The following is a 21,958-nucleotide window of genomic DNA, read 5'->3' as shown; positions in this document are numbered from 1 at the left end:
GCTAAATACCACTCACTTCAAAGTACTCACCATCTTCATTGGTGATTTTATATTTATTTTCCGAACTAAAGATATGCAGCGTACCTTCCTCGGTAGATATCGCGACAATTTGCTCTACCACATCTTCTAGTTGTAATACCGCATTTTTATCATGCTTATTTGGGCGATATCCTTGATTGATTTTTTCCAGTAGCTCAAAGAGATTAATATTTATCGCGACAGGTTTGATTGGTTTACTATTTATTTGAAGAAATGCATTAAAGACACCAATCTTAGCTTTTGGCTGAAGCTTTAACTGAGTAAAGTCAGCTCTGACATCTAATTCTACAGCGACCTTAAATTCGTTAAATTCATTTACAAAATAAGCATCTTTATCCAAATTAGGAGAATTACGATTACAGTAACGATGAATTGCAGGAACTAATACATCACGATAAAAGTGGTTTAGTTCACGACGGTATTCTTGATTTGCATTGAATCCATCATGCAAGGACCAAACATACGCATAACGGTCAACCAATTGATTATCAAAGTCTTCAATCAGTTTAGAAGAAAATTCATTAAGAAAATCATCATCAGACTTTAAGACATAGAGAGCTCTTAACATTGATTTAGGCGTCGGAATATCAAAAATGCCAAAAGTGTTCAATTTCGTCTTTAATTCTGCATAACTTGAATTTTCCATTCCCAAGCTAAATTCAAGAATAAACTCATCGATATGTTTTGTATGATTAGCACTTGGGTCAAAGCTTCGAATCTGCTCTAGTATTTCATTATTCGTTGCTGTAAATAGGTTATCAAACAGATAACCGTCCATCGCGACTATCTGAAACACAAAATCTAACAATGCACGAGCAGTTAAAAACTGATCTTTAATCAATCTCGCTTTCAGCAATAGTTCAACAATGGTTCTCTGTACTGAAGGATTACTCAATAAAGCGAAGTTTGTTAGTAAGCGGGAATTTGTTTTCTTTTGCAATTCATATGAATAAAGAGCATAGAAAGGATTTTTAAGATCAGGCTCAGTTAACCGCTGAAGAAATAATTCAGTGAAATCTGATTTCCCAACATTATCTTCAAAACAGAATTTAGGGTATTTTTCGAAATCAAGATAAGTATGATTATACGGTATAGATTCTACTTCATTAGACAGAAATGCTTTAATTGAATCTTTAATATCCTGATGTTCATCCGCACCTTCTTCAGCGTAGTTACCCAACATACCGATATTGATGCCGATAATTAAAGGTTTGGAATTCGCTTTAAACTGAGTGAATTTTTCATCTAACGCTTGAATCGCAGTTTGCGATGGAACAAAAGCATGGGTTGCATCAAGATGAAAATCTTTGGTTGAGCGGTAATCTCGGCTATAGCGAGTTAAAATTTCAGATTTTCCATCACCACTACTACCACACAAAAAAACGATATCGTGGTTTCCTGATTTGAGTAATGACTTTTTAAAATCTTGCTCAATATCGGTTTGTATATAAATATAATTTTTATACGTTGATAATTGAGCATCTTCTTCTGCTCTTTCTGTACTCACTGCAAATGGTGAGGACTTAGACAGGATACTTAAAGCCTGTAGTAATTCCAAAATGACAACCTATATACACAACTGAATTTTATAATCATTTAAATGAGATTTAGCTCATATAAAATCCTACTAATTACACATTATTGTCAAGTTTAATTCGGAAAAATTAGCTCTAGAGTTGATTTGAGTACATTAAGTTCATCTTGATTTTTGCAGGGATAGGATAACTGACTAATTTGCTAAAAATATGCATCCCCCTAATATTTATATATCTAATATTGGGGGAATGTTATTTAAACAACCACCCCATCGACAACCGTCTCACACCACTTTGCGATTTGCAGTAGTGCTTCATCGGCTCGTTGCTGACCAATGAGTTGTAGGCCAAGCGGAAGATGGTCTTTATTCGTTACGCCGGAAAGAGTGACTGTTGGCAGGCCAAGGACTTGCCACGGGCGGCTCATGTGAGGGGCACCCGTTTTTTCATGACCAACCGGAGCGACACCTGGAGCGGCTGGAGCTAGTATTGCGTCTGCTCCTTGCATTGTCGCTTTTAGCCATGCCTGAATCTGAGAAACTTCATTTTGTGCTGCGATAAAGTCAGCGCGACTCATCGCTAAGCCATTTTTCATTAACGCTTGTAATGGCTCGCTCATGGATTCGGGTTGCAATGACTCTTTTGCCAGATTTCGACACACTTCCCACGCCATAATGGTTTCATGGCAGGATACCAGACGACGAATTCGCCCTTGATCCTCAAGAGGAACCAGTTCAACGCTCTGCTCTGCTAGCGTCGATGCAACGCTTTTCAATGCCTGTTCCATTTCAGGATCCACATCCCCCACCTGCTCACCTAAGCAGAAGAGTATTTTCGTAGGCTTGATGGCTGAAAGAACCTGTGAGTTAACAGATGTGCGCAGAAGGATAGATCTTAGAAACTGAAGATCTTCGATGCGTCTTGCGTACGCCCCCAGTGAATCAAGTGACTGAGCAAGAGGCTGACAACCTCTTAGCGAGAAATCTCCGCGACTGGCGACATAACCAATCGAGCCGCAGTACGCAGCAGGACGAATAACCGAAGCTGCAGTCTGAGAACCTAGCGTAATGGGTACCATATTATCAGCAACCGCTGCAGCGGAACCACTGGAAGAACCGCCTGGTGTTCTTGATAAATCGGCTGGGTTCTTGGTTTTGCCCGGTTTAAAATACGCAAATTCCGTTGTAACCGTTTTTCCAAGAACAATACCACCCGCCTGTTTGATTAGCTCAACACACGTTGCGTCGTCGCCCGGAATACGTCCGTTATGAATGCCAGACCCCATTTCGGTCGGCATACCTTTGGTATCGATAATGTCTTTAATACCAACTGGCAGCCCTTTGAGAAGGCTCTGCTGGTAGAATGTTTCATTCTGACGGTATTGAGCCAAGAAATCTTCTCGACTCAATTTGAATTGCCAAGCACCGACATCGGTCTCACGAGCATCAATCTGGTCAAAACACGCATTAATGATATCGCACGCGGTAAAATCGCCAGCCTCAATGCCTTTGAGCATTTCAACTAAACCCAGCTTATTCAAAGAGTGAACTTTATCCATAAGACTAACCCACCTGTAAAATTGGAGAGTTATCTAACGTATGGTAAGCACGATTAAAATACACCAGGCCCGCACCTTCAGAACTCATTCTGGCGCCCTTCACCTGACAGTAAAAAACGGTATGAGTACCCACTTCATGAACATCATGAATTTCACAATCAAAGCTGACTAGCGCCTGTTGTAAGACTGGTGACCCTGTCTCTAGCGTTTGCCATTCGTGTTTGGCAAAGCGCTCTTCACTAGTGAGCTCACGATTCGCGAAATCCCACGAAATATCTTGGTGATGACCTTGTAGAACGTTAACGCACAGCACGCCATTTTGTTTGAAGTTGGGGTTTGCGAACGAGTTTCGGTTCATACATACCAGAAGCGTTGGCGGCTCATCCGTAACGCTTGTGACGGCTGTTGCGGTAAAGCCGAAACGACCAGCGTCACCATCAGTGGTAATAACAGATACCGCACCACCAAGTAGTGCCATACCATCGCGAAATATTTTTGTTTCAATCATGACTTTGCTCCTAATCTCTTCCTTAAATATCGAGCACTAATCGGGCACTCTTTGCTCGAGAACAACAAAGAGTCATCTGATCATTGTCTTCTTTTTCTTCATCGGTGAGGTACACATCCCGATGATCCGGAGTGCCCTCCAGCACATCACATAAACATGTTCCACACGTTCCCTGCTCGCAAGAAACCTGAACTTTGATACCGGCTGCTTTAAGCGCTGAAGCGATCGTTTCGTGTTCCTGAACCTGAATCGTAATCCCACTCTGTTCTGCGTAGACTTCAAAAGCAGAGCCTGTCGTTTCAACTTCAACGTTAAAGAACTCACGATGGATATGGTCGTCTTTGTAACCAAGCTGTTGAGCGGCTTGGATCACGCCTTCCATAAAATTCACCGGACCACATACGTAAAGATGCGTACCTGTCGCCGGATCAGGTATGACTGTCGTGAAGTCGAGACGCTGACCGTTATGTTCGGTCGTAAAGTACGTATGAACAGCGGCAGAAAATGGAGCATCGTTGAGTTCTTCTACAAAGGCTGAGTGCTGACGAGAACGTCCACAGTACCAAAGCGAAAATGGACGCTGACTACCCATCAAGCTATAGGCCATCGAAATCATCGGCGTAATTCCAATCCCACCACCGATTAATAATGATGGCGCTTTGTCATCGCTTAATGGGAAAAGGTTGCGAGGTGAACTGATTGTGAGCTCGCTTCCTTCGACCAAAGAATCAAAGATCGACTTTGACCCTCCGCGCGAATTGGGATCGTTTAGCACGCCAAGTCGATAACACTCGCGGTTAGCAGGATCACCACACAGTGAATACTGACGAATCAAACCATTGTCGAGATGCAAATCAATGTGCGCACCAGCGTCAAAAAGAGGTAATGGTTTTCCCGCTTTATCTGCCAACTCTAAAACAACCACGCCGTTGCCCTGAACTTCTCTTTTACGAACTACTGCCGTACATAATTCTTCGCTCATAAATACCTCCTAAGCGCCTCGTAGGCTTAACGCATAAATAAACCGCCGTTTACGTCCCAGGTCGTACCGGTCGTAAAGTAGGCTTCAGGTCGGGCAAACTGCACCACTACATCACCAATAAAATCGGCATCACCCAATTTACCGACAGGGATAGCACCGAGCAGTGTTGGCAAACGTTCTTCTGGAACTAACTCTTTCACCATTGGAGACTCAATCGGTCCGGGCGCCACGGCATTAACCGTCACACCTTGAGCAGCTAGCTCTTTAGCAAATACTTTCGTTAGCGTAATGATGCCACCTTTCGATGCCGCATAATGAGCGCCAGTTGATGTACCACCATTCTGCCCAGCAAGCGATGCCATATTGATAATACGGCCGTAGCCCTGCTCAGCCAGATAACGACCAATGACCTGACAGCCAGTGAAGGTGCCACCTAAATTGATGCTGACTAACTGTTTGAAATCATCTGGACGTAACTCCATAGTCTTAACCGCTTTGGTCATCGCCGCATTATTGACTAAGACATGCAGGCCGCCCCAATGGGTGATGGCTTCATCAATCGCCGCGGAAAAATCACTTTCAATCGAGACATCCAGTTTGAACGGCTTCACTTTTGCTCCGCTCGCGTCAAGCTCCTGAGCCGCTTTCACCGCACCATCAAAATTAATGTCACTCAGCAAGACGTTGTACCCTGCCAGGTACAAGCGCGACGCGATATGAAAACCCACACCTTGGGCAGCACCTGTGACTAATGCAACCTGATTTGACTGACTCATGTTGGTTCTCCTTAAAAGATAAAGCTAACAGTACGAAGATAGCCTTCAGCATGCAGTAGCTTCACCACTTTTTGCTGCAGTTTAAAGCTGTCTCCATCCGGAATTAGCGTGTACTCCATATCCGCAGGATAGGTGATGAGATTACCGTGACGCAGTTCGTTGAGTGTCATCGCACAACGAGCAATCACTTTGTCATCACTACTTTCTAAAATTCTGACTCGTGACAACATGCGAACGGTCACCGTGGCTGAAGATGCAGAAACAGATTCACCGCTTTCCAAGCGAGCAATACGCATACGACGCATAGCGCTGTCATCGTAAGCCAGGTTTAGCGTGCTTTCATAATCGGTTACTTCGTTGTCAGTTGGCACAACGTAGTAGCCGGATTCATCCCAGATAGACAGCCATTCTTGATATTCACGGTGGTCAAGCAAATCGCCTTCATAACCAATAAATGCGGTGACTTTATTCACCAGTTCAACGTTTAAGCTCATGGTTATGCCTCCTTCCCTGCTGCCATCATTTTCTTGTATTTTTGATATGCGCCACGCATACCCGTTTCTGAACAGACGGCACCAGCTACATTTCCATCCGGTGAAGTGTGCAGATTGCCCATACCGCGATTGACCAGAATCCAACCATCATTACCGGCCATCGCTCCCTTCTGTACACGCTCCCATGCTTCACCATCATCCGGAGTACCAAATCCCATAGGCCCCTGGAAGTGCTCGTGTAAGCGCATACGTTTTTGGTTAAATGCTTTAGGTGCGCCTTCACCGCCAATTGCGACGTGTTGAATTTCCGTTTCGCCCACGGAAACTGGACGCAACACTCGGAAAAATGCCATCGAGCACGACACATTAGGGAATAAGTTAAGGTTGAATCCTGTTCCGTGCGCTGCACGTACTAAACGCTTCACGAGTGCTTCATCGTGTCCTTCTGCACGTAATGCCTTTGCCAATTCTTCAAATCGCTCAGGAATTGGGATATCAAGATTTTCTTCCAGATCGACCAACTCAGGGATCATGACCATCACACTGTGACCATTACCAAGATCTTCAACAAAGCCTTCGCCATCAAGGAAATCAAAGATATCGGCTGTCGCGTTATCCAGAGAGCTGATGAATGACTTATGAACAATTGGGAAGTGGTAAGCGTCAGTGGTATTTTCTAGCTGAATTTTCCAGTTACCCGGGAAGTTAAAGCGATGCTCGCCCAACACCTGAACAGGGAAACCACCCGCTTGTTTAACAAACAAATCGATCCATTTTTTTGCCGCTCCCAGATGCTGCTCCAAAGGTTCGATATCATTATTAAATGTTGCAAACACCATACCCTGATAGGACTCATGACGTAGCCCCTCTAATGGCAAGTCCTTCTTGTCGATAACACCTTCGTATTCTTCCGGTTTTGGTAGGGCGCGTAGTTCACCATCAAGCGCATAACCCCAGCCATGATAAGGACAAGTAAATGACTTGGTTTTTCCACGATGTTTTTCACATACCGTTGCACCGCGGTGACGGCAGCGGTTTTGTAACACATGGATATTTTTCTTACGGTCACGCACTAAAATAACAGGATGACGTCCAATATAGCTGGTTTTAAAACTACCTGACTCAGGTACTTCACTTTCATGACCAATATATACCCAAGTATTATTGAAGACTTTATCTAGCTCTTCTTCGAAGATCTGTGGGTTAGAATAAAGGCTTTTATGAACTCGTCCTTCTTCAACAAGTTCCGCGGCAGAAACCGGAATATTTTTAACGTTAATTGCTTCCATAATTTTCACTTCCTTGCGCTGAACTAAGCACAATCCATTTCATTTATTTACTTTCAGGGACAGGCAGCTCTGCTTCACTATTCCAGTCACTAATCGGACGGCTAAACAGATTTTCTGTTTGGAAACAGGATATTCTCCACATCCCCTCTTTACGGGAAAAAGTCACACTTAAACGCGCACTGTTCAGGTGAGAACCACCAGCATTAAAGGTTGAAACCTGAATCATGTTCCAACTGGCATTTGCACTGTCACCATCGACCCTAATGACTTCCGAGGACAGATAATGAACATTAAGTGCAAAATGCGGAGGGTTAGTCGCGTATGTCTTGAGCATATTGACTATCTCTTCCCGACCAGCATAACCACCAAAGCTTTTCGCATACCGTGCGCCTTTACCTTGCCAAATGGCATCTTGGGTAAACAGTTCACCGAGTTCATCAAACGGGGTTTCAAGACTTAGTCGATCACATAAATCCATATAGCGATTAATGCAGTAGCGAATGCTTTGCTCGCTCTCCAGCGCATCAATTCTTCTCTGTAATCTCTCTAGTTCTTGCATACTGAACACCTTAAGCGCGTTGAACGATCAGTTCACGACCGATGCGAGCTTCGATCTTCACATAACGCCATAGCTTGTAAGGTGTTTCCCCTACCGCTGTTGTTCTCAACAAGTTGCAGCATGCAGTAACAGTTTCATAATCAACCACATCCGCCAGTAGGTAAGTTGTCCACGGTGCTTGATCAGAAGGTCCAACCATCGTTTGGTCATCATCCATATTGCCGATCACTTCCACGCCCGCGGTATCATGAATACCATTCCACATCGCGCCGAAAGCAGCCCAAACTTCTAGCTGTTCTTCACGTGGTGCATCAAAAAAGTTTTGGTTGATTCCCATGCAAAAAAGTACTCGTAATGGTTTCTTATCGCTCATGACTTTCTCCTAATTCTTTTCGCTATAAATTGAATGAGTAATTAATTTGAATTCGTTATAGATAACCTGGTAACGGTTTATGCCCGAAAAAGACGGCCCCAGCGTTTTGCCACGTGATATCGCCCATGAAGGCGTGTTGAGTCACCACCTGAGCATCATTAACAAATCGAGATAGAGGATGATTACGGTAAACACCTGTCATACCCGACAGCATCTGAACTTTACGGGCGACTTCGGCTGAGACTCGAGCGGCATGTGTTGATGACAAGCGAAGATGGCTGATTTGTTCATCGGTCAACTCTTCGCCCTGTTCTAAAATGGCCCAAGCATCGTCCATTGCTTTGTAGAAGAAGCAGCGAGCAGCACGTAATTCGGCATCGGCTTTTGCCACTTCTGCCTGAGTTAAAGGCCGTTCTCCCAGATTCGGGGCTCCCGTTACGGACGCGCGACCTGCGGCAATATCTCGTAGTTCATCTAAAGCTGCCCGCGCTACACCAAGACCGACAACCGTGAGTACTTGAGTCGCAAAAGACAATGATGGATAACGGAACATGGTTTCTCGCAGAGTCGATTTACCGCCACGAACAAAAGTCCATTCGGCTTTCACTTCGACATTTTCAACGACTAAGTCATGGCTACCCGTCCCAGCAAGACCAGTCACATCCCATGTCTTTTCTATCGTCGCTTTTTTCGCTGGCATCACCGCCATTCTTGGTAATCCCAACTTATCGCCTTCTTTGGGAGCAATACCAACGCCGATAACGTCTGCGCCCATACAGCCACTGGAAAACTTCCAACGACCAGAAACGTTGTAGCCCTCTGGTGTCAAATCCGCTGGATGAGGAGGGAAAATACCACCCGCAAAAACGAGATCAGGTGACTGAACGTAAAGTGTTGTGAGTGTTTCTTCTGGAAGTGCTGAAAGATAAACCACACCCATTGCAAAACTCGCTACCCAACCTGTAGAACCATCCGCTTTTGCTATTGTTTCTATCACTTCACAAAACTGCGATGCGGTGATTTCGTCGCCGCCAAGGTGTTTAGGAACCAGAGAGCGATACAGGCCAAATCCACGTAGTTTCTCTATCACATCCTGACTAATAAATTGTTGTTCATCGAATTCACCAGTGCGTGAACGTGTGCGTATCTCGTCGAGAAATGCGGCGAAATCACTGCTATTTATCTGTTCATATACGTTTGGTGTTTTTGTTAACTCCGGTGCTTTAGGCACCGCGCTTTGTTGAATCATAGTTAGGTCCTCAATCAATGAGCGAGCAGTAGTCGAATCAAATCATGTCTGGCTAATGCTTCAGTTCCGTTGAAACTCATTTGTTATAAATATGTTTCCTTTATTTTAAAATGGGGCCTTTTTAGTTGATTTGTCAATTAATTTTTCAAATATTTTTCAATCGATTTTTTGCACAATTTTGATTCAAATTTGCACCAAAAAATGGCACAAAACCTTACGAAAATCTCTACTAGAAACAACAAAATTAAAACTTAATTAATTGAATTATATAACTATTTAAATTAACTAGTTAATTTTAAACATTTTGTAAATGGTCATTTTCATCATTCGATGAAAAATATTAAATCAATAAAATTTAATCATTTATTTTTGTAAATTTATTTAACTTTTTATTTAACAATTAAGTATTGTTGATGCATTGATATCTCTCGATTTTTGCAAGTTTTGTTTGCACAAATAACGCATAGAAAAGTATCCAAATACAATGTCCGTGCATGGGGTAAAAGGGGATAATATGTGAAAAGTGGCACATTACATGCAGGATGGGTCGAGCTGCACCAAAGATGAAATGCTCAACATTCTGTGGACGATGTCCACACTCATGGTGCAACAGGCACATAACGACAACATAAAAAGACAAATGGATATGGAGAGTCTTATGCCAAGGAAGAAACTGCTACTCGCAGCATCAATCGCTGCTTCCATGCTAATCCCAAATGCTTACGCTGATATTAAAATCGGTGTGGTTACCTCAAGTACTGGTCCCGTTGCCCTAGTGGGTATTCCACAAAAAAACACAGTAGCTCTGTTACCCAAAACAATTGATGGTGAAAGTGTTACTTATATTCCTATCGATGACGGTAGCGATCCAACTGCAACCGTTAAAGCGTTTAAAAAGCTTATCAACGACGACAAAGTTGATGCCATTATCGGTCCAAGTGGCTCTGGTAATGCAATGGGCGTTATCCAATTTGCAGCTGAATCTAAGACACCGATGCTTGCCCCGGTCGGTACAGCTGCCGTGGTGTTGCCTATGACAGAACAGAAAAAGTGGGTATTTAAAACCACACAAAACGATGATCTGATTGCAGCGGCTCTGGTTGAAAATATGAAAAAAACCGGTGTGAAGACAATTGGACTTATCGGAACCGCTGATCCCTATGGTGAGAACTGGTCGAAAGTCATGAAAGAACTGACCAGCAAAGCGGGTATCGAAATTGTTGCCGATGAACACTTTCAGCGCCAAGACACATCTATTACAGGTCAGGCACTTAAAGTCTTAATGAATAACCCCGATGCGGTACTTATTGCAGCACCAGGCAGTTCTTCAGTAATGCCCGAAACAACACTAAAAGAACAGGGCTATGCAGGAACGGTGTATCAAACTCATGGTGCGGCGTTGGACTCTTTCCTTAAATTAGGCGGAAAAGAAGTCAACGGTACAATCCTCGCAGCAAGCTCAATGCTCGTGCTGGATGAAGTACCTGATAGCCCAGTGAAAGAGATGGCAACCAAATACATTGACGCCTACAAAGCGAAATACAACGAAGCACCAGCCACTTTCGGTAGCAACGTATATGACGCAGGCTTATTGCTTGAAAGCGCAATTCCTTCCGCTTTAAAAGCAGGTAAACCCGGAACAGAAGAATTCCGTAGTGCACTTCGCTCAGCACTTGAACAAACCAAAGAGCTGGCTGGTACTCAAGGCGTTTACAACATGACGCCAGAAGATCACAGTGGATTTGACGAGCGTGGCCGTGTACTCATTGAAGTAAAAAACGGAAATTGGGCTCTTTTAAAATAACAACTATAAATGGGGCTGACGCTCTCAGCCCCTATTCGACCGTTTAATGAGAAAAAGAGTAAACGGTTATTGATGACTTCAAGGAAGATACCGGGGAATCAGAAATGAATTTTCAAATTGCTGTTCTGCTCGGACAAGATGGAATTACCAACGGAGCAATATACGCATTGCTGGCAATGTCTATTTTACTGGTTTTTACCGTCACTCGAGTTTTACTCATCCCACTAGGTGAGTTTGTGACTTTCGGCGCGCTATCAATGGCGATGATTCAGGCAGGGAAAACCCCCTCTGTCGAATGGCTATTATTAGCACTGACTATTGCAACGTGTGCCTTCGACTTATATCAGGCACGTAAATCAAGACTCAGCGCCTCTCAATTAAAAATGATGGTACTCAAGCTCATCTACTCTGGTGTGATGGTCGCTTTAGTACATACGTTACCTCTTGATACGCTGCCAATGTTCTTCCAATGCTTGTTAACGCTTGGCTTGATCGTACCTCTGGGACCCATGATCTATCGTTTATTTTTCCAACCTCTGGCCGATTCACCTTCTTTAGTTTTACTGATCGTCGCTATCGCACTGCACGTCGCAATGGTTGGTATTGGCCTGCTGATGTTTGGACCTGAAGGCGCTAGAACTCAACCATTTTCAGACACGACGTTTCGATTGGGACACGTCATGTTAAAAAGCCAAACACTTTGGGTTATTGCGGTATCACTTTGCTTGATCGTTCTGCTCTTTCTGACGTTTGAACGCTCATTGTATGGCAAAGCACTTAAAGCAACCGCTATCAACCGAACCGGCGCTCGACTGATCGGTATCTCTCCTGACTTTGCTGGAAAGATAACGTTCGCGTTAGCCACTTTTATTGGCGCTGCATCGGGGATTTTAATCGCCCCAATTACAACGCTCTATTACGATTCTGGTTTTGTCATCAGTTTAAAAGGCTTCGTTGGCGCCATTATCGGCGGCTTGATTAGCTATCCACTTGCAGCTATCGGCGCAATTGCCGTGGGATTAGTTGAAGCCCTATCTATGTTCTGGGCTAGTAACTATAAAGAAATCATCGTATTTACTCTGATTATTCCATTCCTGATCTGGCGTTCGATGAACAGTAATGCTTTAGAGGAGAATGATTAATGAAACTCCCTGTTTTAGTCGGTATTTTACTTATTGTTGGAGTTATCGCTCCGTTTGCATTGCCCAGTTATCAGGTCACGCTACTCAATTACATTGGCTTATATAGCTTAGTAGTATTAGGACTGGTATTGCTGACAGGCGTTGCTGGGATGACCAGTTTTGGTCAAGCCGCATTCGTTGGTCTGGGCGCTTACACCACAGCCTATTTAACTACGACAGCTCAGCTACCATCCTGGTTGGCATGGGCCGGAGGCTCACCGTGGCTTGCTTTGGTGATAGGACTGGTTCTGACTGCAGCTATCGCTCTTTTTCTTGGCGCAATTACGCTTAAGCTGTCAGGGCATTACCTGCCTTTAGGTACAATTGCCTGGGGTATTTCCATCTACTATCTGTTTGGTACGTTACCCGCTATGGGTGGGCACACAGGTATGAGTGGGCTTCCATCACTGAGCCTGCTTGGCTTTGACCTAGAGAAAAGTGAGCACATCTTCTATCTGATTTGGGCGATTTTGATTGTGGCCGTTATTATTACCGCCAACCTCTTAAACTCCCGTGAAGGCAGAGCAATTCGTGCCCTCAAAGGTGGTCAATTGATGGCGGAAGCCATGGGTGTGAATACGTTCCGCTCCAAGATGGTTATCTTTTTAATTTCAGCGATCTTCGCCGCCATCTCTGGCTGGTTGTACGCACATATGCAGCGCTTTGTGAACCCGACACCTTTTGGCCTAAGCATGGGTATTGACTACTTATTTATGGCATTAGTCGGTGGTGTCGGTCATGTCTGGGGTGCTATTTTGGGTGCAGGTGTCTTAACGATGCTCAAACAGTGGCTACAAGACTGGTTACCCGCAATTTTAGGCAGTGACGGCCAATACGAAACCATTATTCTCGGCTTACTGATTATTTTTATGATGCAGAAAAGCCCTCAAGGTTTATGGCCAGTACTAATGCGATTTATTCCTACTCGCTGGAGAAGAAAGAAAACCTTTAGTTTCAAATCAGGTCAAGCATCGTTAGAGAGTCGCGAACAGCCAAAACCAGGCACGCTATTACTCGAAGCCAAAGACGTCACCAGACGTTTTGGTGGTCTGGTTGCCAACAATCAGGTGAGCTTCCAGTTGCATGCGGGTGAAATATTGGCGCTTATCGGACCGAATGGCGCCGGTAAAAGTACCATGTTCAACCAGTTATCTGCTGTTGATACACCATCCGACGGTGAAGTGTATTTTCTTGGTGAAAGCATTAAAGGAAAAACAGCTCGTCAGGTCGCACAAATGGGGATGAGTCGTACCTTCCAGCATGTGAAACTGCTTCCTTCAATGACCGTTTTAGAAAACGTTGCATTAGGCGCTCATATGCGTGGTCAACAAGGGGTCCTAAGTGCCGCTCTTCATATTGAAAGAGAAGAGGAGCAACGCATTCTTCAGGAAGCAAAATTTCAATTAGAACGTGTTGGGCTTGGTGACTACCTTAGCCATGAAGCCGGCAGTCTGGCCTTGGGTCAGCAACGTATTCTTGAGATCGCTCGCGCTCTGTGTAGTGACCCGTCGGTTCTTCTTTTAGACGAACCTGCAGCTGGTCTGCGTCATAAAGAGAAGCAAGCTCTAGCCGAGCTACTTAAGAAACTTCGCGAGCAAGGTATGGCAATCTTACTAGTCGAACATGACATGGACTTTGTCATGAACCTGGTTGACCGTATTGTTGTTATGGAATTTGGCGAAAAAATCGCTGAAGGACTGCCAGAGCAAATACAGACAAACCCAGCCGTAATGGAAGCCTATTTAGGAGGCGCAGAATGAGTTCGGTGACCCAATTGAAAACCAAACAATCCCTACTAGAGGTAAAAAATCTGCGTGTTTCTTATGGTCAGGTTGAAGCATTGACAGGCATCGATTTCACGCTCAAAGAAGGACAACTCGTTACCGTTATCGGTCCAAACGGGGCAGGAAAAACAACGCTGCTTTCTGCGATTATGGGATTACTACCTTCCAACGGCGATATCATTTTTGATGGGCAAACTTACCACAGCCCTCAGGTAGAAGCCTTAGTGAGCGAAGGACTGGGACTGGTTCCAGAAAAAAGAGAGCTGTTCGCTAGTATGTCGGTGTTAGACAACTTACAACTTGGTGCTTTTCAACGATATCGTAAGGGCGATAAAACTTACGAAATTACGCTTCGGGAAATTTACAGTCTTTTCCCTCGCCTTTGGGAGCGTCGTCACCAGCAAGCCGGAACCCTCTCTGGTGGCGAGCGTCAGATGCTCGCTATTGGTCGCGCTATGATGAGCAAACCCAAACTACTCATGCTTGATGAACCCAGTCTCGGTCTTGCACCTCTAATTACTCGCGAGATTTTCAAAATCTTTAGCGACCTAAGAAATCAAGGTGTCTCGATACTTCTTGTAGAGCAAAATGCCCGAGCAGCATTGAAAGTAGCGGATTACGCCTACGTTCTCGAAGGTGGCAGTATTTCGATGCAAGGTCCAGCCGCAGAGCTGTCTAACGATCCCCGAGTTATAGAGGTGTATCTTGGTCTGGCGAGTAAACATCAGGAGAGACTCACAGGCTGACATCACAAAAAACAGATTAGTAAACCAACAAAGGAAATTCTTTTATATGCAAATTTGTATTGCAGGTGCAGGCGCTATCGGCTGCACCCTAGCCGCGCTTTTGGCTGAATCTGGCTTAAATGTCAATGTACTTGCTCGCGGTGAGACATTGGATGCAATTCAAACAAACGGTATTTTTCTCGAAGATCTCGAGGGTGAACATACCGTCAGTGTTAATGCCAAACACGACCCAAATGAATTTGGTATTCAGGATGTGGTTTTCCTTTGTACAAAAACGACAGCGTTAGAAGCAATTGCAGAAAAAATACAACCGATGATCGGGCCTAAGACCATCATTGTTCCTATGATCAATGGCCTACCATGGTGGTATTTCCAGGGCTTAAATGAGGAAACGATTGAGACACTCGACCCTAATAAGGTGTTAGCAACCTTGCTGCCTGCGGAGCAAATTATTGGCTGCGTAACGTTTATGACAGCGTATCGAATGGCTCCGGGTAAAGTGAGTGCGAAAAATCCTCATTTGATGATATTGGGCGAACCGAATAACCAACTCAGTGAACGTCTAGAAAGACTGCGTAAACTGTTGGAGGAAGCTCATATCGAATCGCGAGGTGTCGACAACATTCGCGACCAAATTTGGACAAAGGTGTGTGCTAACTTAACCTCCAATCCACTATCGGTTGTCACTCAAGCAACGCTAGCACAAGTGTATGGTGATCCTCGACTCAAACCGCTGGTCCGAGAAATGCTCGATGAAGTACTACTCACCGCTGTCGCCTATGGAGCAAGAATTCGTTTCGATCCTCCAACCATCATGCAAATGGGTGAAGGTATGGGCGATATCCGAACTTCGATGCTCCAAGATTACAACGCCGGATCGCCACTCGAGCTCAACGCTATTGGCTACGCTGTCGTAGAACTGGCAAATCGAGTGGGAATCTCAATGCCAAAAACAAAGCAAGTACTCGATCTAACTCACTTTATTGCTGAGCAACGTCAGGTACTAAATGGATAAAAACACATAAAAAAGGATGATTTTATGAGCACAACAATGTCACGCCCTTCTCACATCAGCGAACAAGAGTGGGAGCTAAGAGTCAAATTAGCACACTGTTACCACCTCATCGATTTTTTTGGTTGGACAGAAACGATTTTTAACCATATTTCAGCCCGTTTACCGGACGTGGATGGTGAATATCTCGTTAATCCTTTTGGTTTAAATTACACCGAAATTACCCCGCTAAATTTGATTAAAGTGGACGTTGATGGCAACAAACTGGATGATTCACCTTATGATGGTAACCCAGCAGGGTTTGCTCTTCATGGGGCTATTCATGCTGCAAGAAGTGACATTCATTGTGTTATTCACACTCATACGAATGAGGTCTCAGCTGTCGCGATGAAAGAAGCTGGATTCGCGCACGATAATTTCTATGGAGCGCAATTATTCAATCGCGTTGGCTATCATAGTTTTGAGGGCATTACGCTATTTCAGGAAGAAAAGGTTCGCATGTTAGCCAGCCTTGGCGACAAACATATCTTGGTGTTGCGGAACCACGGTATTGCGGTAGGTGAGTTCGATATTGAACGCACTTTCTTCCTGTTATGGACAGTTCAGCGCGCAGCCGAAATTCAGCTTGCAGCTGGCGCTATGGGTGGGAAAGACGTCCCTCTTCAAGAAGAGATCAGTCAAAAATGCGCAGACCTCACTCAAATGTTGATTAAAGATGGCGGCTTTGCTGACAAGTTCTTTAATGCCATGGTGAGAAAAATGGAAGCAGAGAAAGGCTCCTGCTGGTAAGTAATACTCCCTTTAACTCTCCCCCAATTCAGCACCAGAATTTGCTCTGGTGCTGCTCGTTTAAGTCGTCATTTCGCCTTGAATTGTATATTATTTGTTTCGAATCTATTATATCGACCTGTTTCCAGTTGTAATTCGTACAAGGCTAACTAATGACACAGAAAACCAAAGTATCGAGAAATCACAGATACAATCCTTCCAGTGATGATTTTCAGAAAGAGGATTTCCCTTTTTACTGGTTAGCTCAAGTTCACGGTCGCTATATTCAGGCAATGGAAAAATACCTGAAAAAGGTTAATCTCGACGTTCCTCGCTGGCGTATTCTGGCCACACTCAAGCAAGAAGGATTATGCAGCGTTTCTGAAATTGCTCAGCACTCTATCGCTAAGTTACCGACAGTGACCAAAATCATCCAAAGAATGAAAGATGACGGTCTTGTTGAAACACAAGTGAGTGTGGAAGATGGTCGAGTGACACTGGTGTTGATAACAGAAAAAGGTCTGAGTGCGCTGAGTGATATTCAACATATCACTGAACCGCTTTTTAAACAGAGCTTTAAAGGCATTACCGAAGCACAGATCAAACGCCTTAACAAATTACTCGAACAGTTATTTGCCAATTTGCCCGAGTAAGACTGAAAAACCATTGTCATCAACGAGTTGATTGTGGATAGTAGAGTGTACACTCACTCTATTATTTAGCGGCATAGTAACAAGGAGTTCTATGATGCTGTCAGCTCATGATGATATAAGCCCTATCGCTCAAACCCTCTCCGAATCGTCTATTCGAACCATCGCTAATTTTGGTATGACGCAACAAGATGTTATTCCTCTTTGGTTTGGTGAATCGGACATTGTTACCCCAGAATTTATTCGTCAGGCTGCGTTCGATAGTCTTAATCAGGGACAAACTCTCTATACTCCCAATAACGGTATGCCTGCACTAAGAAGGGCTCTGGCCGATTATCAAAGTCACCTTTTTAATAATACCTTTGATGAAGACAATATCGTCGTCACGGTGTCAGGAACCAATGCAGTCATGCTCGCAGCACAAACAGTACTCAAACCCAAAGACAAAGTGGTCGTCATTACGCCTGCGTTTCCAACACTGATGGCAATACCAAGACTGTTAAATGCCGAGGTCATCGAATTCCCGCTGACACAAAAAGATGGTCGATTTGAACTGGATATCGAGCAACTTAAGATAGCAGCGAAAGACGCCAGAGCATTGATTATAAACTCTCCAAATAATCCAACCGGATGGATGGCTGATGATCAGCAAATACGCGACTTAGTAAAACTGTCACGCAAAACGGGATTATGGATACTTTCTGACGAAGTATACAGTCGCCATGTTTATGAAGGTTTGGCTGCACCTTCCTTTGCCGAGTACCTTGAAGAATCGGATCGCATTATTATCTGTAACAGTTTCTCTAAAGCTTGGTGTATGACAGGCTGGCGCTTGGGATGGCTAACGCTTCCGCATGCTCTGCGTCCGACCATAACCAAGTTAATTGAATTCAATGTCTCTTGTGCTCCAGCATTTGTACAGGCTGCTGGGTATGCCGCCATAACTCAGGGTGATCAGTTTCTACATTTGACACTGGAAAGATTCAGACAATCTCGGGACATGGTCAAAACATCACTCAGTGGAATTGATGGTGTCACCCTATACGATATGCCTGCCACCTTTTATGCTTTTCTCAAAGTCGAAGGTCTTCCTGAAAACAGTGAGCCCTTTATTCTCGATATGATCAAGCAGGCCAAAGTTGGCGTCGCACCAGGAGAAGCATTTGGGCAAGCAGGAAGTGGTCATCTGCGTCTTTGTTATGGGGCGAGTCATGACAAACTCGCCATTGCTTTAGAACGGTTGAGAGCGTTTTTACTAAGGTAAATTATCCACATAAGACGTTATCACGCCAGTTTATAGGTTGAAATTTCATTGCGTAGCGTCTCAGATAGTGAGGCTAATTCTTCTGTGGCTCGAGTACTTTGTTCAGCTCCAGCCGCAGTCTCATTAGAAATGTCACTGATGGCAGTGATGTTTTGATTTATCTCTTCAGTTACCGACGTTTGCTCTTCTGCCGCTGTCGCGATTTGGGTATTCATTGAATTAATCAGATCCACACTTCGCGCAATTTCAACCAACGCCTCGGCAGCAACCCGAGCTTTTTCTACGGTTGCATGCGCATTTTCTGCACCTTTTTCCAATTTGTCCGTTGTTGTTCGACTGCCATCTTGGAGGCGCTGTACCATCTGCAGAATTTCCTGAGTCGAATTTTGTGTACGACTCGCAAGAGTTCTCACTTCATCCGCAACCACAGCGAACCCACGCCCAAATTCCCCCGCTCTTGCAGCCTCAATTGCAGCATTCAATGCCAGCAGATTGGTTTGTTCTGATATCCCCTGAATGACATCAACTACACCACCAATTTCTTCTGAATGAGCCGCCAGTTGATGCATTGCTTTAACCGCTTCCTGCATTTCCGCAGAAAGACTCTCAATCATCATCATGCTATCTTGAACAACACCTTGTCCCCGTTCAGCGGCTTTATCCGCATTATCGGACGCTTCTGCTGCAGCGGCTGCACTTTGAGCAACCTCGTGTACTGTCGCATTAAACTCATGAATCGCCGCGGCTATTTGCTGAGTTTGCCCCTGTTGCTCAGAGACATTTTTCTGCGTTTGAATCGCGACGGCTGAGCTTTCTTCAGCAGAACTCGCTATTTGTTCGATAGAGATCCGATTGGTGTCAACGACATGCCGAAACTTCTCTGTAATTCGGTTTACATTTTGCGCGATGTGCGAGAACTCGTCCGTACTGGTAATTTTGATGTGCTGCGTCAAATCCCCGTTCGCAATAGCGGTCGCTGTATTTTCAAGTATATGCGATGCATTGATAACCCGACGACTGACCCGAGCTGAGATGGTCATAATAATGACCAAAGAAATTGCTGTCGTAATACCAAAAATCCAATCAAATCGTTGTGACGTTTGCTGTGACTCGATAAACGTCGCTTTTCCCTCTTTGATTTGATCATCGAGAAAGAGGTTAGCTTCATTTTCTATTTGGACGAATATAGGATTAATTTTCTGCAGTAATAGTTTATTCGCATCAAGATAGTCTTCTTTCTGCAACGCTTCTATAGCTGGTTCAAATCCTTGCTTAGTAATGTTATCCAGATTACTGGCAAGAGTATTCACCAAGGTTCTCTCCGATGATGACAACTTAGAAGCTAGGAGTTCATTATCAACAATCGAGTGCAAAACACTTAGAGCATGCTTGACGTCGTCAATATGCTTGGATAATGGATGGTCATGCATTTTTGCTAATGGAGAGCTGGGATCGTGTTGGAACGCGAGCAGCAAAGAACTTCTTGCCCCCCCTAAGCTATTAAGAATTTTTCCCGAGCGAATCGAATGTTGCATCCCTTGGCTATAGAGATTTTCAATTGAATGAGAAGACTCTCGCATCCCTGAAATACCGAAATATCCCAGAATGATAAATGCGAGAATAGTAAGAATAGATACAATTTTAAGCCGGACGCTGATGCTCTTCATGATACACCTTTACTTATTGAAATAATTATCAATTATTCGCTACGAATGTATTTCTTTATCGACCAGCTTTTATATTAGTACACCCTTGATAATAGATAGATTGCACTCAATTGATCTACATCAAGTTGGATATGAAAATTTTTATCATTTGCTAATTAAGGTAAACTAAACGCATAAAAAAGGCGCCATATTGGCGCCCAGTTGCTTTTTCTAATTGGTAGTTAACGATTACTGAATCTCAACATCCACTTTGCTACGCAGTGACTTCATTCCTCGCCCAATCACATCAGCGAACCCTATCACTGGTGCGTCATTTTTATTGGTCAATTTAATCGTCATAGTGGTATCACCTTTAACAATAAACTGAGCAATTTTATGTAGCTCTTCAGGAGTAAAGATAGAACGGCTTGCAATACGCTCAAACTGCTGATAAATGTCGCCCTGCTTACTATCAACAACTTTGACTAAAGCATCTTCAAACTCTTCAGACGTCAGAGGTTTTTCGTATGTATTGTATGGCTCAGGGAACGGTTGATTGCTGCGTTTAGTGCAACGTTCAGCATCATTACAACGATCAATATAGTTGATATAGAATCCGTGGAACACGTCAGTGAACATATATTGTCCCTGTTCAACCGCAACAGAAAGGTTGTTGACCGTAAAGTTACTCAATAAGCCGATAATATTGGCCTGATTTTTCATTGCTGCTTTCGGGTCATTTAAGATCGCCATATCACCATTATAGGTGTATTTGACCTGAGCTTTGAATGACAGTGGTAAGTTATCAAAACGTAGGGTCACGTCATCATCAGAGATAAAACGAGAACTTGAAACATCGTTATTAACATTCGCCTGAATGTGAAACGCATTATCAACTAAGGCGGTTTTAATATCGTCAGTCAACGCAGAATAGAACTTAGGACTTTCTGTCGCGATCACATCATTTAATGTTTTACCATCAAGTGAGCTTATCCCTTTTAGTGTCAAACCTACATTGGTCTTACCCATCGGCAGTGCGTGGTCACTCCCTTCAGATGCTGCAGCAAGATAAGATTTAATCCCAGAGATGGTCAACATATCGACTTTGAACGATTGCTGTGGGTTCTCGTAATTACTAAATTGGACTCCGCTCAATGAACAACTGTCATCAAACAACACACTACAACTCACTTGCTCTGTAGATAATTTCCCTACCTGACTTACCGACTTTTGATTGGCATCTGCAATCAAATTTTGAACAGCTTCTTCTGCTTTACTGTTCATTACGCTATTCGCGGCGAATGCTCCACCAACAATAACTACGGCTGCAATTCCGCCAATGACGCCTTTATTCATGATCTCTCCACGTTCTCGTCGCTAAACTTGATTGGTTGCGAGTACGATACACTAATTCCCAGACTAATTCCGTGCCAATATTAAGTGCAAATTGTTTACATTTTGCGATTTCACATAATATTGTCTTTTCTGCATGATTTGTATGCAATTAATAACCTGCATCCTACATGTTCACGAGGATCGGGTACATAGTTTTTGAGTAATAAAAGTAAGATAAGATAAGACTTTAGGTGAGTAACGGAATGGAACTCAAATTATAGAGAGGAATTATCGCCAGATGGCGACAAATTATAACTTTAATAAGTCCACGAACATCCTATGTCGTGGTTACTGTTTAGGGGTACTTTGGTAAAAATTCAATAGCCAACTTTCGTTTGTCAGGCTT

The 21,958-nt window shown here is 43.8% G+C and carries 20 protein-coding genes; 8 read left to right on the top strand and 12 right to left on the bottom strand.

What is annotated here, in order from left to right; all coding sequences use genetic code 11:
* Position 1 precedes the first annotated feature (1 nt).
* The 10 genes from dptF to EES38_RS14345 all read right to left on the bottom strand — a co-directional run bounded on the left by dptF (position 2) and on the right by EES38_RS14345 (position 9,362).
* Positions 2 to 1,597 (bottom strand): DNA phosphorothioation-dependent restriction protein DptF, encoded by a 1,596-nt coding sequence (gene dptF / locus EES38_RS14390; RefSeq protein WP_124937911.1) that lies wholly within the window; start codon positions 1,595 to 1,597, stop codon positions 2 to 4.
* A gap of 233 nt (positions 1,598 to 1,830) precedes the next feature.
* Positions 1,831 to 3,132, bottom strand: coding sequence for an amidase (locus EES38_RS14385; RefSeq protein WP_124937910.1), 1,302 nt, complete (start codon positions 3,130 to 3,132; stop codon positions 1,831 to 1,833).
* 4 nt (positions 3,133 to 3,136) lie between these two features.
* Positions 3,137 to 3,640 carry a flavin reductase gene (locus EES38_RS14380; RefSeq protein ID WP_124937909.1) on the bottom strand — a complete coding sequence of 168 codons (504 nt, stop codon included), beginning with the start codon at positions 3,638 to 3,640 and terminating at the stop codon, positions 3,137 to 3,139.
* A gap of 22 nt (positions 3,641 to 3,662) precedes the next feature.
* On the bottom strand, positions 3,663 to 4,622 hold the full coding sequence (locus EES38_RS14375) for a PDR/VanB family oxidoreductase (RefSeq protein WP_124937908.1): 960 nt from the start codon (positions 4,620 to 4,622) through the stop codon (positions 3,663 to 3,665).
* Between the two features lie 26 nt (positions 4,623 to 4,648).
* On the bottom strand, positions 4,649 to 5,398 hold the full coding sequence (locus EES38_RS14370) for an SDR family NAD(P)-dependent oxidoreductase (protein WP_124937907.1): 750 nt from the start codon (positions 5,396 to 5,398) through the stop codon (positions 4,649 to 4,651).
* Positions 5,399 to 5,409: 11 nt separating this feature from the next.
* Entirely contained in the window at positions 5,410 to 5,892 is a 483-nt protein-coding gene (locus tag EES38_RS14365; RefSeq protein ID WP_124937906.1) for an aromatic-ring-hydroxylating dioxygenase subunit beta, read from the bottom strand.
* 2 nt (positions 5,893 to 5,894) lie between these two features.
* On the bottom strand, positions 5,895 to 7,181 hold the full coding sequence (locus tag EES38_RS14360; protein ID WP_124937905.1) for an aromatic ring-hydroxylating oxygenase subunit alpha: 1,287 nt from the start codon (positions 7,179 to 7,181) through the stop codon (positions 5,895 to 5,897).
* Positions 7,182 to 7,224: 43 nt separating this feature from the next.
* The gene (locus EES38_RS14355; RefSeq protein WP_124937904.1) at positions 7,225 to 7,740 is read right to left on the bottom strand and encodes a nuclear transport factor 2 family protein; all 516 of its coding nucleotides are present in this window, start codon (positions 7,738 to 7,740) and stop codon (positions 7,225 to 7,227) included.
* Positions 7,741 to 7,750: 10 nt separating this feature from the next.
* Positions 7,751 to 8,113 (bottom strand): IacB protein, encoded by a 363-nt coding sequence (locus EES38_RS14350; protein WP_124937903.1) that lies wholly within the window; start codon positions 8,111 to 8,113, stop codon positions 7,751 to 7,753.
* 55 nt (positions 8,114 to 8,168) lie between these two features.
* Positions 8,169 to 9,362 (bottom strand): acyl-CoA dehydrogenase family protein, encoded by a 1,194-nt coding sequence (locus EES38_RS14345; protein ID WP_124937902.1) that lies wholly within the window; start codon positions 9,360 to 9,362, stop codon positions 8,169 to 8,171.
* 535 nt (positions 9,363 to 9,897) lie between these two features.
* Here EES38_RS14345 and EES38_RS14340 point away from each other — a divergent pair.
* The 8 genes from EES38_RS14340 to EES38_RS14305 all read left to right on the top strand — a co-directional run bounded on the left by EES38_RS14340 (position 9,898) and on the right by EES38_RS14305 (position 18,571).
* Positions 9,898 to 11,166, top strand: coding sequence for an ABC transporter substrate-binding protein (locus tag EES38_RS14340; RefSeq protein ID WP_208020457.1), 1,269 nt, complete (start codon positions 9,898 to 9,900; stop codon positions 11,164 to 11,166).
* 104 nt (positions 11,167 to 11,270) lie between these two features.
* Positions 11,271 to 12,308: a branched-chain amino acid ABC transporter permease gene (locus EES38_RS14335; protein ID WP_124937901.1), complete on the top strand. Its 1,038-nt coding sequence runs from the start codon at positions 11,271 to 11,273 to the stop codon at positions 12,306 to 12,308.
* Positions 12,308 to 14,107 (top strand): branched-chain amino acid ABC transporter ATP-binding protein/permease, encoded by a 1,800-nt coding sequence (locus EES38_RS14330; protein ID WP_124937900.1) that lies wholly within the window; start codon positions 12,308 to 12,310, stop codon positions 14,105 to 14,107. The genes EES38_RS14335 and EES38_RS14330 overlap by 1 nt, the downstream gene beginning before the upstream one ends.
* A complete protein-coding gene (locus EES38_RS14325) occupies positions 14,104 to 14,877 on the top strand; it encodes an ABC transporter ATP-binding protein (protein WP_124937899.1) in 774 nt (257 codons plus the stop codon). The genes EES38_RS14330 and EES38_RS14325 overlap by 4 nt, the downstream gene beginning before the upstream one ends.
* A 46-nt stretch (positions 14,878 to 14,923) precedes the next feature.
* Positions 14,924 to 15,892, top strand: a complete 969-nt coding sequence (locus tag EES38_RS14320) for a ketopantoate reductase family protein (protein WP_124937898.1) — start codon at positions 14,924 to 14,926, stop codon at positions 15,890 to 15,892.
* A 24-nt stretch (positions 15,893 to 15,916) separates the two neighbouring features.
* Entirely contained in the window at positions 15,917 to 16,678 is a 762-nt protein-coding gene (locus tag EES38_RS14315) for a class II aldolase/adducin family protein (protein ID WP_124937897.1), read from the top strand.
* Positions 16,679 to 16,830: 152 nt separating this feature from the next.
* A complete protein-coding gene (locus tag EES38_RS14310; protein WP_124937896.1) occupies positions 16,831 to 17,310 on the top strand; it encodes a MarR family winged helix-turn-helix transcriptional regulator in 480 nt (159 codons plus the stop codon).
* 91 nt (positions 17,311 to 17,401) lie between these two features.
* The gene (locus EES38_RS14305; RefSeq protein WP_124937895.1) at positions 17,402 to 18,571 is read left to right on the top strand and encodes a pyridoxal phosphate-dependent aminotransferase; all 1,170 of its coding nucleotides are present in this window, start codon (positions 17,402 to 17,404) and stop codon (positions 18,569 to 18,571) included.
* A 20-nt stretch (positions 18,572 to 18,591) separates the two neighbouring features.
* On the opposite strand, the gene EES38_RS14300 is transcribed toward EES38_RS14305, so the two are convergent.
* Both EES38_RS14300 and EES38_RS14295 read right to left on the bottom strand, forming a co-directional pair.
* Positions 18,592 to 20,238 carry a methyl-accepting chemotaxis protein gene (locus EES38_RS14300; RefSeq protein ID WP_124937894.1) on the bottom strand — a complete coding sequence of 549 codons (1,647 nt, stop codon included), beginning with the start codon at positions 20,236 to 20,238 and terminating at the stop codon, positions 18,592 to 18,594.
* A gap of 228 nt (positions 20,239 to 20,466) precedes the next feature.
* Positions 20,467 to 21,573: a hypothetical protein gene (locus tag EES38_RS14295; RefSeq protein WP_124937893.1), complete on the bottom strand. Its 1,107-nt coding sequence runs from the start codon at positions 21,571 to 21,573 to the stop codon at positions 20,467 to 20,469.
* Positions 21,574 to 21,958 lie beyond the last annotated feature (385 nt).

It is taken from the genome of Vibrio viridaestus (assembly GCF_003856525.1).
GTDB classification, from domain to species: domain Bacteria; phylum Pseudomonadota; class Gammaproteobacteria; order Enterobacterales; family Vibrionaceae; genus Vibrio; species Vibrio viridaestus.
This window is presented reverse-complemented; position numbering and strand designations above follow the sequence as displayed.